This is a genomic window from Atlantibacter subterraneus (genome assembly GCF_007570865.1).
Classification (GTDB): Bacteria; Pseudomonadota; Gammaproteobacteria; order Enterobacterales; family Enterobacteriaceae; genus Atlantibacter; species Atlantibacter subterraneus.
On the sequence record NZ_VLPS01000001.1, the window covers coordinates 52,667 to 67,099 of the forward strand.

Annotated in this window: 13 protein-coding genes; 10 read left to right on the plus strand and 3 right to left on the minus strand. The window is 53.3% G+C overall.

Features of this window, described 5'->3' with window-relative positions; genetic code table 11:
• The first annotated feature begins 19 nt into the window (after positions 1–19).
• The gene (locus FND52_RS00220) at positions 20–1,180 is read left to right on the plus strand and encodes a pyridoxal phosphate-dependent aminotransferase (protein WP_144128957.1); all 1,161 of its coding nucleotides are present in this window, start codon (positions 20–22) and stop codon (positions 1,178–1,180) included.
• Positions 1,181–1,182: 2 nt separating this feature from the next.
• Here FND52_RS00220 and citR read toward each other — a convergent pair whose 3' ends face one another.
• Complete coding sequence (citR, locus tag FND52_RS00225; protein WP_244290525.1) at positions 1,183–2,100, minus strand: DNA-binding transcriptional repressor CitR; 918 nt, start codon at positions 2,098–2,100, stop codon at positions 1,183–1,185.
• Between the two features lie 112 nt (positions 2,101–2,212).
• Positions 2,213–2,971: a thiol:disulfide interchange protein DsbG gene (gene dsbG, locus FND52_RS00230; RefSeq protein ID WP_144128958.1), complete on the minus strand. Its 759-nt coding sequence runs from the start codon at positions 2,969–2,971 to the stop codon at positions 2,213–2,215.
• Between the two features lie 380 nt (positions 2,972–3,351).
• Here dsbG and ahpC point away from each other — a divergent pair, with 380 nt between their 5' ends.
• Together ahpC and ahpF are read left to right on the plus strand one after the other, a co-directional pair.
• Positions 3,352–3,915, plus strand: coding sequence for an alkyl hydroperoxide reductase subunit C (gene ahpC, locus FND52_RS00235; RefSeq protein ID WP_125294595.1), 564 nt, complete (start codon positions 3,352–3,354; stop codon positions 3,913–3,915).
• A 316-nt stretch (positions 3,916–4,231) separates the two neighbouring features.
• The gene (gene ahpF / locus FND52_RS00240; protein ID WP_144128959.1) at positions 4,232–5,797 is read left to right on the plus strand and encodes an alkyl hydroperoxide reductase subunit F; all 1,566 of its coding nucleotides are present in this window, start codon (positions 4,232–4,234) and stop codon (positions 5,795–5,797) included.
• A gap of 66 nt (positions 5,798–5,863) precedes the next feature.
• Here ahpF and uspG read toward each other — a convergent pair whose 3' ends face one another.
• Entirely contained in the window at positions 5,864–6,292 is a 429-nt protein-coding gene (gene uspG, locus FND52_RS00245) for a universal stress protein UspG (protein ID WP_125294593.1), read from the minus strand.
• 257 nt (positions 6,293–6,549) lie between these two features.
• On the opposite strand from uspG, the gene FND52_RS00250 reads away from it, so the two are divergent.
• The 7 genes from FND52_RS00250 to FND52_RS00280 all read left to right on the plus strand — a co-directional run bounded on the left by FND52_RS00250 (position 6,550) and on the right by FND52_RS00280 (position 14,407).
• On the plus strand, positions 6,550–7,788 hold the full coding sequence (locus FND52_RS00250) for a zinc-dependent alcohol dehydrogenase (RefSeq protein WP_125294592.1): 1,239 nt from the start codon (positions 6,550–6,552) through the stop codon (positions 7,786–7,788).
• A 457-nt stretch (positions 7,789–8,245) separates the two neighbouring features.
• Positions 8,246–8,779 (plus strand): fimbrial protein, encoded by a 534-nt coding sequence (locus FND52_RS00255; protein WP_144128960.1) that lies wholly within the window; start codon positions 8,246–8,248, stop codon positions 8,777–8,779.
• 531 nt (positions 8,780–9,310) lie between these two features.
• Positions 9,311–9,844, plus strand: coding sequence for a fimbrial protein (locus FND52_RS00260; protein ID WP_144128961.1), 534 nt, complete (start codon positions 9,311–9,313; stop codon positions 9,842–9,844).
• Between the two features lie 72 nt (positions 9,845–9,916).
• The gene (locus FND52_RS00265; protein WP_341872480.1) at positions 9,917–10,459 is read left to right on the plus strand and encodes a fimbrial protein; all 543 of its coding nucleotides are present in this window, start codon (positions 9,917–9,919) and stop codon (positions 10,457–10,459) included.
• 46 nt (positions 10,460–10,505) lie between these two features.
• Positions 10,506–13,043 (plus strand): outer membrane usher protein, encoded by a 2,538-nt coding sequence (locus FND52_RS00270; RefSeq protein ID WP_425277898.1) that lies wholly within the window; start codon positions 10,506–10,508, stop codon positions 13,041–13,043.
• Between the two features lie 12 nt (positions 13,044–13,055).
• Positions 13,056–13,811, plus strand: a complete 756-nt coding sequence (locus tag FND52_RS00275; protein ID WP_376753046.1) for a fimbria/pilus periplasmic chaperone — start codon at positions 13,056–13,058, stop codon at positions 13,809–13,811.
• Positions 13,812–13,843: 32 nt separating this feature from the next.
• Complete coding sequence (locus FND52_RS00280; protein WP_144128965.1) at positions 13,844–14,407, plus strand: fimbrial protein; 564 nt, start codon at positions 13,844–13,846, stop codon at positions 14,405–14,407.
• Positions 14,408–14,433 lie beyond the last annotated feature (26 nt).

Genomic DNA, 14,433 nt, shown 5'->3' on the forward strand with positions numbered 1-14,433 from the left:
TCCCGCAGGGCACGGCACGATGAGCAATAATCCTTTGATTCCTGAGAGTAAACTTCCTTCACTGGGCACCACTATTTTCACCCGGATGAGCGCGCTGGCGCAGCAGCACCAGGCCATCAATCTCTCCCAGGGGTTCCCGGATTTTGACGGGCCGCGCTTTTTGCAGCAACGGCTGGGGTTTCATGTTGCCGCCGGAGCCAATCAATACGCCCCGATGACCGGCGCGCAGCCGCTGCGCGAGGCGATTGCCGATAAAACCGCCGCGCTTTATGGTTATCGTCCTGACGCCAACAGCGATATCACCGTCACGGCGGGCGCGACGGAAGCGTTGTACGCCGCCATTACCGCGCTGGTGCGCCCCGGCGATGAAGTCATCTGTTTTGACCCGAGCTATGACAGCTATGCCCCGGCCATCACGTTAAGCGGGGGCGTCTCAAAACGGCTGGCGCTCCAGCCGCCGCATTTTCGCGTCGACTGGCAGCAGTTCGCCGACGCGCTGTCGCCGCGCACCCGGCTGGTGATCCTGAACACGCCGCATAACCCTACCGCCACGGTCTGGCAAAAAAGCGATTTTGACGCGCTGTGGCAGGCTATTGCCGATCGGGAAATTTATGTGATTAGCGATGAGGTGTACGAACATATCTGTTTCGCCGCCGACGGCCACGCCAGCGTGCTGGCGCATCCCCAACTGCGCGAGCGGGCGGTGGCGGTATCGTCATTCGGCAAAACCTATCATATGACCGGCTGGAAAGTAGGGTATTGCGTTGCGCCTGCGCCCATTAGCGCGGAACTGCGCAAAGTGCACCAGTATTTGACCTTTTCAGTCAATACGCCTGCCCAACTGGCGTTAGCGGATATGCTGCGGGAAGAGCCGGCCCACTATCAGCAGTTGCCGGAATTTTACCGCGCCAAACGCGATCGCTTTGTGGATGCGCTCTCCGCCAGCCGCCTGAAGCTACTGCCCTGTGAGGGCACTTATTTCTTACTGGCGGATTACCGCGCGATTAGCGACAGAGACGACGTAAGTTTTTGCCAGTGGCTGACTGAAGAAGTGGGCGTCGCCGCGATCCCGCTGTCGGTATTTTGCGCCGCGCCGTTCCCGCACACATTGATCCGGCTGTGCTTTGCCAAACAGGACGCGACGCTGGATGCGGCGGCGGCACGGTTAGCCGCCCTGTAAGGTTATTCCAGAGCCATTACGCGCTGGTTAATTGCATCCAGCAGTAACTTGAACGCGCTGCTTTGCAGCGCGAAACGGTTGTACATCATATGAAATTCGAGCGCGGGAAGTTCATCCGCCAGCGCGACCCGTTTGAGATTGAATACATCTTTAAAGCGCTCATAGCCTCTGGTGCCGATAAAACAGAGTAATTCGCTTTGCCCGACGGCGGATAATACGGTAACGGCGGAATCGCTATAAAAAACGATTTTTCGGTCAGGAAACTCCTGCGCTAATTTAACGTCATACTGCCTGATGCCCTCTTCAAGCCCGGTAATTCTGGCAAACTTCTCATGCTTTAACGCTGCCAGCGTGGTGTTGTCGCCGATGCGCGGATGATCTTTACTGCATACCAGAATGGGATCGGTATTAAACAGCGGCGTACATACCACGGAATGGCCGATCACAGGCGTATTGCCAATAATTAAATCTGCTTTGCGGAAAGTTAACAGTTCTTCTGCCGACTGCGCGGAAACAGACATATCGTAATGCACCAGTTCGAAACCCTGCTGTCGACAAAACTGTTCCGCCAGCGGCGATAAAAATTCCAGACCGATTAATGAAGTGCAATAAATAATAAAATTTTTGCGCTGCGGCGCGCCCTGAACGACCCGTATCGTCTGTTCGAGCTGTTGAAGGTTATCTTCAAGATAAATGTGCAAATTATCGGCGACGGTGGTGGGCGTGATGCCTTTCCCCTCACGCAGAAACAGCGGGTCGTTCAACTGGTTGCGTAGACGTTGGATGGACTGGCTGATGGCGGAAGGCGTCAGGAACAGCGCCTCGGCGGCTTTACTCACGCTACGATGTAAATAAACGCATTCGAAAATAACCAGCAGATTAAGATCGAATTTTTTCAGATCCTGAAGATTGGCCATCATTAACCCCGTCACCCTAATAGGTCATGATTATGATATTAAATTAAATAATAGACGGGGCAAATAAAATAGCAGCCATTTTTATGACTGCCATGACAATTATTTAAAGACAATTTTAGTTTTTCTTAATCTCTCCGCCCATCATTACCGCCAGCTTTTCGGCGTCGGGTAAGCCGACCACCTGCTGTAATTCATTAGCGTCATTCATGTAATAAATCGCCGGAGTAGCGTTAGCGCCCAGTTCATCCATTAATTTTTGATTAATATTTAATGCTTTCGCCTGTTCGGGCGCGATGGCGGCGGGTATATCCAGCGCCATTTTCCCACCGGACTGCTCAAAGTCGCGCCAGGTTTTTGCCGGATCCTTCGCGCCCATGATCGCCGCTGCGGTGGCGCGGCTTTCTGGTTTGATCACGCCAACCATCAGGGTGCGGATCTGTACTTTGCCTGCATCAATCCAGGGGCGCGATTGCTGCCAGAACTGATGGCAATACGGGCAGAACGGATCGGCAAACACATAAATGGTGCGCGGCGCGTCGGCCTTGCCATCCTGGATCCAGCTGGCTTTTTCCATTTGCTTCCACAGCTCCCGGCCTGCGGGAGCATAAATTTCCTGGGCGATCAGTTTTTCGCTCAGGTTGGTACCCTGCTCATCGTACAGATAGCCGGAAATGGCGTGTTTACCGTCAGGCGTCACGTAAATGGTGACGCCCATCTCCTGGAATTTGCCCAGGTAGCCGGTCATTCCGTTGGGACCGGGAAACGATTTGATAATGGTGATGCCTTGCTGCTCAAGTGCCTTTACCGGGGCAGGGAGGTCGCTGGCGTGGAGAAAGAAGGGCGCGAGGGCCAGCAGAAGTAAGCGTTTCGTCATGTCTGATCCTGAAATTGTCGGATGTTCGATAAAACCTATCGCAACCATCGGAAAGAGGGGTGGTTCAATGGATTGCCGTTATGGATTGGCAATGGTCTAATCAGGGCGCTGATACGACCTTGTTAAGGTAAAGTAAAGCGCAACGCATTGCCAGTCTACTGGCGCTGAACCGCCTCCGGGCGCTTCAGGTAAGGAGGCCACCCGATTGGGTGGCCTTTTTATATGGCGGGTCGTAAAGACGCGTGTCGCACATGCTCAGCACAAAAAGGTCTAAGCCGGGTTGTTAGTTATTGCTTATTGATTTGATAACGCCAACCCATTAGCGATGATGGTTCAGATTCGTTAACTTACACCTCAACGAAAACACGGAGGAAGTACAGATGTCTTTAATTAATACCAAAATTAAACCTTTTAAAAACCAGGCGTTCAAAAACGGTGAATTCGTAGAAGTTACCGAGAAAGATACCGAAGGCCGCTGGAGTGTGTTCTTCTTCTATCCGGCAGACTTCACCTTCGTTTGCCCGACTGAACTGGGCGACGTGGCTGACCATTACGAAGAGTTCCAGAAGCTGGGCGTAGATATCTACTCTGTGTCTACCGACACCCACTTCACTCACAAAGCATGGCACAGCAGCTCCGACACCATCGCTAAAATCAAATACGCGATGATCGGCGACCCGACTGGCGCCCTGACCCGTAACTTCGACAACATGCGTGAAGACCAGGGTCTGGCTGACCGCGGTACGTTCATCGTTGACCCGCAGGGCATCATCCAGGCGGTTGAAGTTACCGCTGAAGGCATCGGCCGTGACGCATCTGACCTGCTGCGTAAAGTGAAAGCTGCTCAGTACGTTGCTTCTCACCCAGGCGAAGTGTGCCCGGCTAAATGGAAAGAAGGCGATGCGACTTTAGCTCCGTCTTTAGACCTGGTTGGCAAGATTTAAATTTCCGTCGTCTTTCGCGCCATAGCGGCGTTGGCGTCGCCTGCTCACCCCGGTCACTTACTAATGTAAGCTCCCGGGGATTCACAGGCTAGCCGCCTTGCTCTGACGCGAAATCCTTAGGAAATTACCCCTAGATAAACGGGTGCTCAGGCACCCGATGTTTTAACCACAGTTTACGCAATCTCATTTAAGTCGCATCGCGGCGGCAACTGAGCGAATCCCCGGGAGCTTACTGATGTAAGCGACCGGGGTGAGTGAAGGCAGCCAACAAAGAGGCGGCTTAAATGAGGAAGCGTAAAGCCCAGGAGATTTACTCATGCTCGACACCAATATGAAAACCCAGCTCAAGGCTTACCTTGAGCGACTGACCAAGCCTGTTGAGTTACTTGCCACGCTGGACGACAGCGCGAAATCGGCAGAGATCAAGGAACTGTTGGCTGAAATCGAACAACTGTCAGACAAAGTTTCCTACCGCGAAGACAATACGCTGCCGGTACGTAAACCCTCTTTTCTGATTACCACGCCTGGCTCCAGCCAGGGACCGCGCTTCGCCGGTTCGCCGCTGGGCCACGAGTTCACTTCGCTGGTGTTAGCGCTGTTGTGGACCGGTGGTCATCCGGCGAAAGAAGCGCAGGAGCTGCTGGAGCAGATCCGCGATCTGGACGGCGATTTTGAATTCGAAACCTATTACTCGCTGTCCTGCCACAACTGTCCGGACGTGGTGCAGGCGCTGAACCTGATGGCGGTGCTGAACCCGCGCATCAAACATACTTCGATTGACGGCGGGGCGTTCCAGAATGAAATCGCCGATCGCGGCGTGATGGGCGTTCCGGCAGTATTCGTAAACGGGAAAGAGTTTGGCCAGGGCCGTATGACGCTGACGGAAATCGTCGCCAAAGTTGACAGCGGCGCAGAAAAACGCGCGGCGGATGCGCTGAACAAACGTGACGCCTACGATGTGCTGATTGTCGGCTCCGGCCCGGCGGGCGCGGCGGCAGCGGTCTATTCTGCCCGTAAAGGCATTCGCACCGGTTTGATGGGCGAGCGCTTCGGCGGCCAGGTGCTGGATACCGTCGACATCGAAAACTACATTTCCGTGCCGAAAACCGAAGGCCAGAAACTGGCAGGCGCGCTGAAAGCCCACGTTGATGATTACGATGTGGATGTGATCGACACCCAGAGCGCCACCAGACTGGTTCCGGCGGCGGTGGAAGGCGGTCTGCACCAGATTGAAACCGCGTCTGGCGCGGTACTGAAAGCGCGCAGCATTATCATTGCCACCGGCGCGAAATGGCGCAACATGAATGTGCCGGGCGAAGAGCAGTATCGCACCAAAGGCGTAACCTATTGCCCGCACTGCGATGGCCCGCTGTTCAAAGGCAAGCGCGTGGCGGTGATCGGTGGCGGTAACTCCGGCGTGGAAGCGGCCATTGACCTGGCCGGTATCGTTGAGCACGTCACGCTGCTGGAATTCGCGCCGGAAATGAAAGCCGACCAGGTATTGCAGGACAAAGTGCGCAGCCTGAAAAACGTCGACATCATTCTTAACGCCCAGACCACCGAAGTCATGGGCGACGGCAGCAAATTGACCGGTCTGGAGTACCGCGATCGCGTCAGCGGCGATGTGCACCACATTGAGCTGGCAGGGATTTTCGTGCAGATTGGTTTGCTGCCGAACACTAACTGGCTGGAAGGCGCGATTGAGCGCAACCGCATGGGCGAGATCATGATCGACGCCAAATGCGAAACCAGCGTCAAAGGCGTGTTCGCGGCGGGCGACTGCACCACCGTGCCGTACAAGCAAATTATCATCGCAACCGGTGAAGGTGCGAAAGCGTCACTCAGCGCGTTCGATTACCTGATTCGCACCAAAACCGCGTAAAAAAGAAAGTAAGACACCTGCAAAAAAATCAAAGCCACCGTAAGGTGGCTTTTTTTGTCTGCGCGGTTAGCGGATCACAAACACCGGGATATGGGCATGGCGGATCACGCTGGAAGCGTTAGAGCCTAACAGATGGGTGGTGATAGAGGGATTGCGCGACCCGATCACCACGACATCCGCATCCAGTTCATTTGCCAGGGTGTTGACGCAGTCACGCACGCTGCCGAATCGCACATGGGTTTTGATGCGCTCGGGCGAGATATTGAAATGGTCGGTCATCGAGGCCAGGCGCGTTTGCGCTTCCTGAAGCAAATGCTCCTCAAACCGACGCACGTCCATGGCGAAACGGTGCATGCTGAGATTGCCGGAACTGGGCAATACATGCATCAGGTGAATGATTCCCTTCTCCTGGGCCAGGAATTCGGCGTGGCGCACCGCTTTGTCGCTCAGTTCCATTTCAAATACGTCAACCGGCATAATAATCGTGTTGTACATACTCACTCCTCCTTGGGTTCTGAAGTCAACGCCATCATAAACCCATAAACCAAATAAATAGTTGCGCTGGGTTGGCAAAACGCGATTTTGGCCTTGATTCAATGGGCGAAGCGGCAGAAACCGCGCGTAAATTCCAGGATTGCTCTTAAAATTTCCAGAAAACCGCTGCCGGGCGGGGGGGCGGCCTGAAGGTTGCTAACCTTGGTAAAGAGTCATTTTTCCTGACACTTTCCCCCTTTTCCCCTTTGGAGGTCAGCATGAGAGCTTTGACGTACCATGGCGCGCACTCCGTTCGCGTTGAAAATGTTCCCGACCCTGCCATTGAACAACCTGACGATATCATCCTGCGCGTTACCGCCACTGCGATTTGTGGATCTGACCTGCACCTCTACCGCGGCAAAATCCCGGAAGTGAAACATGGCGATATTTTTGGCCATGAATTTATGGGGGAAGTGGTGGAGATCGGCGGCGGCGTCAAAGATATCCAGCGCGGCGACCGGGTGGTAATCCCGTTTGTGATTGCCTGTGGCGACTGCTTTTTCTGTAAACAGCAGCAATATTCCGCCTGTGAAACCACTAACACCGGGCAGGGCGCGTCATTGAACAAAAAACAGATCCCACCGCCGGCGGCGCTGTTTGGTTATAGCCATTTGTACGGCGGCATTCCCGGCGGCCAGGCTGAGTATGTACGTGTACCGAAAGGCAACGTTGGACCGTTTAAAGTGCCGCCGCTGCTCTCTGACGATAAAGCGCTGTTTCTCTCCGATATACTCCCGACTGCCTGGCAGGCCGCAAAAAACGCCGAAATCAAGAAAGGTTCCAGCGTGGCGATTTATGGCGCGGGTCCGGTAGGGCTACTGACCGCCGCCTGCGCGCGGCTATTAGGCGCGGAACAGATCTTTATGGTGGATCATCATCCCTATCGGCTGGAGTTCGCGAAGCAGCGTTACGGTGCGATCCCGATTAACTTCGATAAGGATGACGATCCGGCGGCGTTGATTATTGAGCAAACCGCAGGCAATCGCGGCGTTGACGCCGTTATTGACGCGGTGGGTTTTGAGGCCAAAGGCAGCACCACCGAGACGGTGCTCACCACGCTGAAAATCGAAGGCAGCAGCGGTAAAGCGCTGCGCCAGTGTATTGCCGCGGTACGGCGCGGTGGGATTGTCAGCGTGCCAGGCGTTTACGCCGGTTTTATTCATGGCTTTATGTTCGGCGACGCCTTTGATAAGGGAATTTCGTTCCGTATGGGCCAGACTCACGTTCACGCCTGGCTACCGGAGCTGCTGCCGCTGATTGAGCAAGGATTATTAACCCCGGAAGAAATTGTAACCCACTATCTGCCGCTGGAAGACGCCGCGCGCGGCTATGAAGTGTTTGAGAAGCGCCAGGAGGATTGCCGCAAAATCATCCTGGTGCCCGGTGCAGAATCCCCGGAAACCGCGCGGGAGAAGGCCACCAGCGTGGGGATAGTGAATAACGCGATCTTGCCGTAAAGCGGGACGTTTTTTACAACCCCACGTCTGCACGTGGGGTTGTGGTTATCAAAAAAGCGCAGACGAACTAACCACAGACGACGACCCATTTCCTGTTACTTTTTCATTTAATAACAATTCCTAACTTTTTGTGCGCAATGATGGAAAGGCTGAGATTATTAATTTTTTTTAAATTCATTGTATTTATATTTTTAATATTTATTACCGGATAAACACGGTTTAATAGTCAAAAAACAACCTGATTCATATATTTAATGAATATTTTGTTATTCTGATTCCGGTCTTTGAAAAGACGAACTGTCCAAAATTGGATTGTATCGAGTATTGTATGAAAATGGCCGCTGATTAAACTAGCCCTGGCTGCATAAATTAATATTTTAATAGGCTTTTGAGGAAAATTTAATTTGTGCTGTAAATTATTTGTTCGGGAATAATCATTTAATTTAAGGACATATCAATGAAATTCACAAAAGTTGTACTTGCCTCAGTTATGGGTGTAATTCTGGCTGCGGGCGCGGCAAATGCCAAAGACGAGGGACATGGAAAAGTGACCTTTACGGGCTCCATTATTGATGCGCCATGCTCAATTAATCCGAACAGCGTTGATCAGACAGTGGATCTTGGACAAATCTCTAACGTAGCGCTGGCCGCCAACAATAAATCCGGTACTTCCACGCCGCGTAACTTTGAAATCGATCTGGAAAACTGCGACACCTCAACGCTGAGTAAGGTGACCACGACCTTTACCGGTGCGGCGGGTGTCGTTCCAGACTCTCTGGGCATCACCGGTACCGCTAAAGGTGCCAGTATTATTCTGACCGACGGCGGCAGCAACCAGATCAAACTGGGTACGGCGACTGCGCCGCAGTTGCTGCAAGATGGTGACAACACGCTGCTGTTCTCCGCTTTCCTGCAAGGTAACGGCGCATCTGCAACTATCGTCCCGGGCGACTTTACTGCCGTGGCTGATTTTACTCTGTCCTATCAGTAATCCTTCCCTGCTGGTAAACCCGCACTTCCCCGAGGTGGGGCGGGTTTACCGCTTTAACGCGATCTTGCCGTAAAGCGGGACATTTTTTACAACCCCACGTCTGCACGTGGGGTTGTGGTTATCAAAAAAGCGCAGACGAACTAACCACAGGCGACGACCCATGTCCTGTTACTTTTTCCTTTAATAACAATTCCTAACTTTTTGTGTGGAACGATGGAAAAGCTGAGATTATTAATTTTTTTTAAATTCATTGTATTTATATTTTTAATATTTATTACCGGGTAAATAGGGTTTAATAGTCAAAAAATGACCTGATTAATATATTTGATGAATATTTTGTTATTCTGATTCCGGTCTTTGAAAAGATAAACTGTCCAAAAATGGATTGTACCCGGTGTTGAATGGAAATGGCCGCTGACTAAACTAGCCCTCGCTGCGTTAATTAATATTGAATAAGCGGTTTTAAGAAAATTTTAATTTGCGCTGTAAATTATTTGTTCGGGAATAATCATTTAATTTAAGGACATAGCAATGAAATTCACAAAAGTTGTACTTGCTTCAGTTATGGGTGTAATTCTGGCTGCGGGCGCGGCAAACGCCCAAGACCAGGGCCACGGAAAAGTGACCTTCACGGGCTCCATTATCGATGCGCCATGCTCAATTAATCCGAACAGTGTTGATCAGACTGTGAATCTTGGACAAATCTCTAACGTGGAACTGGCCGCCAACAACAAATCCGGTACTTCCACGCCGCGTAATTTTGAGATCGATCTGGAAAACTGCGACACCTCAACGCTGAAAACCGTGACCACGACCTTTACCGGCGCGGCGGGTGTGGTCACTGACTCTCTGGGCATCACCGGTACCGCTAAAGGTGCCAGTATTATTCTGACCGACGGCGGCAGCAACCAGATCAAACTGGGTACGGCGACTGCGCCGCAGTTGCTGCAAGATGGTGACAACACCCTGCTGTTCTCCGCTTACCTGCAAGGTGACGGCGCGTCAGCAACTATCGTCCCGGGCGACTTTACTGCCGTGACTGATTTCACCCTGGCCTATCAGTAATTCTTCCCTGCTGGTAAACCCGCACTTCCCCGAGGTGGGGCTGGTTTACCGCTTTCACGGGAGGCACCTGTGATGCAATTTATCTATCGCCTGTTGGTGTTTTTTCTGGCCGCAACGGCCTGTACAGCATACTCCGCCACCCCGTCAGAAATACCTGACTACGGTCTGAAAGGGCGAGTTAATCTGAATGGCGTCATATTTAGCAGCGCTTGCGATATCGCCACCGGCGACCATTGGCAGGCAGTAGGGCTGGGCACAGAAACCCGGAGTCATATGAAGCGCTTTGGGGAAGGCGAACCCCAGCCTTTCACTATCCAACTGACCGGTTGCACACTTGACAGCGGCGGTAACGGAACCCCGTGGCAGTATCTGACCGTTACCTTTGATGGCGCGGACAACAAGGGCATGTTTCGGGTTAGCGGGGCAGGGGGCGTGGCGCTGCAATTAACTGATGAAAATGGCCAAATTGTGACGCCAGGCAAAGCCATTCCTTACCGTGAGGTGGCTGTCGGAGATATCAAACTAAATTATCAGGTGCGGCTCAAAGCCAGCGCCGGGAATTTAGTAATGGGCAGTTATCAAACAACACTGAGATACAAAGTGGAATACTTTTAATTTCAGCAGAAATACTTGCAAGATGACGTAATATTGGACGGCAGCAATGAGTTTAATGATAATTAATAAAAAACGCCGGGCCGCTACAGCAAAAATAATTAAATTGTCAGCACTGGCTATCTGTATATTTACAGGTATTCGCGCACCGGCAGTTGCCGACGATATTCAATTTAATACCGACGTTCTGGATGTGAAAGATCGCCAGAATATCGATTTGAGCCGATTCTCGCGTCGTGGCTATATTATGCCGGGTGAATATACCTTTAAAATAAAAATTAACCAAAATGAACTGGAAGAGCAGACCGTTATGGTTTATGCCTCCGAAAAGGATAAAACCGTTTCGGTCCCCTGCTTTACACCGGATATGGTTGAAAAATTCGGCTTTAAAGAAGCATACCAGAAGAAAGTGACACCCTGGCATAACGGCGAATGCCTGGACGTCACGGCGCTGCCAGGCGTGACGGTGACGCCGGATACAGGTGAGAACGTACTGACGGTGAGCGTGCCTCAGGCGTATATGGAGTACATCACGGATAACTGGGTACCGCCGTCAATGTGGGACAACGGTATCCCCGGCCTGCTGGCCGACTATAACCTCAATGCCCAGAGCCGTCATAACGAAACCGGAAGTGGCGGGGATGACAATACCCTGTCCGGCAACGGCACCTTCGGTGCTAACTTTGGGCCATGGCGCGCCCGCGCCGACTGGCAGACCAATTACCAGAACAGCAGCGACGATGACAACGGCAGTGGGCAAAAGTCATGGGACTGGAGTCGCTTCTACCTTTACCGGGCATTACCCGCGCTAAAGGCAAAGCTGACGCTTGGCGAGGACTACGTTAACTCAGACCTGTTCGACAGCTTCCGCTTTACCGGCGGTAGCCTTGTCTCAGACGATAATATGCTGCCGCCTAACCTGCGCGGCTACGCGCCGGAAGTGACCGGGGTGGCGAAGACCAACGCAAAGGTGACGATTTCCCAGCAGGGGCGGGTAATTTACGAGAGCCAGGTGGCGGCGGGACCTTTCGCTATCCAGGATCTGAATAGCGCAGTGGCCGGGACGCTGGACGTGCGTGTCCAGGAGCAGGATGGCTCGGTGCAGGAATATAAAGTCAACACTGCGAATATCCCGTACCTGACCCGTCCCGGCACCGTGCGTTACAAGTTTTTCGCTGGCCAGCCCACCGATTACGACCACCACAGCCAGGGCAACACCTTCGGCACCGGAGAGTTTTCCTGGGGTATCAGTAACGGCTGGTCGCTGTACGGCGGCATGGTATCCAGTTCGAAATATCTGGCGCTGGCGGTGGGCGTTGGCCGCGACCTGATGGCGCTCGGCGCGCTGGCTTTCGACGTGACCCGCTCGGATGCCAAACTTGAGGGCGAGCACCGGCACGGCCAGTCATACCGTGTGAGCTACTCGAAGCGTTTTGATGAGACCGGCAGCCAGGTAACCTTTGCGGGTTATCGTTTCTCAGAAAAAGATTTTATGAGCTTTAACGATTACCTGAGCTATCGGGCGGATTACGGCGATTACATGCAGAGCAAGGAGATGTACACCATCACCTTCAACCAGCAGTTCGAGAAGCTGGGCATCAGCGCTTACCTCAACTACTCGCACCAGACCTACTGGAACAGCCCAACGGAGGACCGTTACAGCCTGTCGCTGTCGCGCTATTTCGATATTGGACGATGGAAGAACATCAACGCCTCGCTGACTGCCTACCGTAACAAGTTTAACGGCGAGAACGACGACGGAATGTATCTGTCGCTCAGTATTCCGTGGGGTGACAGCGGCACCCTTGGCCTGAACTCGTCGTACAACGGCGACAATAACAGTCATAACCTGAGCTATTACGGCCGGCTGAAAAACGGCGACAACTATCGCGTAGCGGCGGGCGGCACGGATGATGGCGGTTCGCTCAGCGGCTACTACGACCATTACGGCGATATGGCTGAGGTAACGGGCAACGTCGATTATCAGCACGGTCAGTACAGTTCGGCGGGCATGTCGCTGCGCGGCGGGATGACCGCGACGCTACAGGGCGCGGCGCTGCATCGTTCCAATACCACTGGCGGCACCCGGATGCTGCTGGACACCGGCGACGCGGCGAATATTCCGGTCAGAGGTTACAGCAACGTCACTAAAACTAACCGTTTTGGCAAAGCTGTGATCACCGAAGTTAACAACTACAGCAAAAACAGCCTGAGTATCGATATTAACAATCTGCCAGACAATGCCGAATCGACGTCGTCCGTCGTTCAGGCGACGCTGACAGAAGGGGCTATTGGCTATCGGAAATTCAACGTAGTGACTGGCCTGAAGGCAATGGCGGTTATTCGTCTGGCGGACGGCAGCTTTCCCCCGTTCGGTGCCAGCGTAAGTAATGCGCAGAACCAGGAGGTGGGCATTGTTAATGACGATGGTCAGGCCTGGCTAAGCGGCCTCAAGCCGGGCGCGGCCCTGAAGGTATCCTGGGATGGAGACGTTCAGTGCGAGGTGACTCTGCCAGAAAACCTGGCGGTGCAAACCCAGACCGGCAATTTATTACTGCCGTGCCAGCATGGCGCGGCACAACTCTGACAAACCATGAGTATGAAGATGAAAACGTTAACTCCACCTATCCTTGGCGCGCTGGTGCTGACTTTCGTCGCACAGCAGGCTTCTGCCGCCATTGCTCTCGACCGTACCCGCGTGGTGTATAACGGCGGAGAGAAATCGGTAAGCCTGAATATCAGTAATGAAAATAAAAGTCTGCCTTACCTGGCTCAGGGCTGGCTGGAGGATGTCCAGGGCAACAAAATTACCAGCCCGCTTACCGTGCTGCCGCCGGTTCAGCGTGTGGAGCCAGGGGCGAAAAGCCAGGTAAAGGTGCAGGCCACGCCAGCCGTTAACAGTCTGCCGCAGGACCGCGAAACCCTGTTTTATTTCAACCTGCGTGAAATCCCGCCGCGTAGTACCAAACCCAATACGCTACAGATTGCGTTACAGACGCGCATTAAGTTGTTCTACCGTCCGGCGGCCATCCGTCTGGATAACACGCAGGCGGCGGAAGGGGACTGGGTAGAGAAAGTGACCCTTACACGTCAGGGCGACCGGTTTGTGGTCAGTAACCCGACCCCGTACTTCCTGACCATCGTAGAAGGCGCGCCCTCGGTAAAAGGCAAACCGGTGGGCTTTAATCCGGTAATGGTCAGCCCGAAAGACAGCGCAACCATTGAGGCGTCCGCCGCCGCGTTCGGCAATACGCCCGTCCTGACCTACGTGAATGATTACGGCGGCCGTCCGCAAATTCAGTTCAGCTGTGGCGGCACCACCTGTAACGGGAAACGCGTTCAGGACAAAAAATAACACCGTATGCAAGGAGACGCGCAGTGAACGGGATGAAACAACTCGCAGTGACCGGCCTGCTGATGCTGGCAGGCCAGGCAGCGGCGGATGATAAGCCGCTGGTGGATACCGGGCAGCTGTATGTTTACGGCGACCTGAGGGAAAACACCTGCCGGATGGAGATGGATTCGGCGTGGCAGGAGGTGGACATGGGTTCTACGTCGCGGGCTGAAGTCAATCTGGTAGGGAAGCCCGCGCGTCCGGTGACGGTCACTGTTTACCTGCGCGACTGTCCTGAACTGGGCAACTGGAGCACCAATATCACGCCGATGACCGAAACCATCAGCACCATACAACCACCATACAAAGCGCGCTTTATAGCGAAAGCCGATGACAACAATCCGGACCTGGTAAAAGTGACCGGGGCATCGGGCATTGGGCTGCGTATTCGCGACAGCCGGGGTAAAACCGTGATGTTATCGCGCTACAGCGACACATTCCTGCTGAACCCGGGCCAGAACCAGGTGACCTTTACGCTGACGCCGGAGCGCACCACTGCGCCGTTTGTCGCCGGGCCGTACCATGCGGTGATTAATTTCAGCCTGATTTATCAGTGAAGATAAATGGTGATAAGAGCAACGTA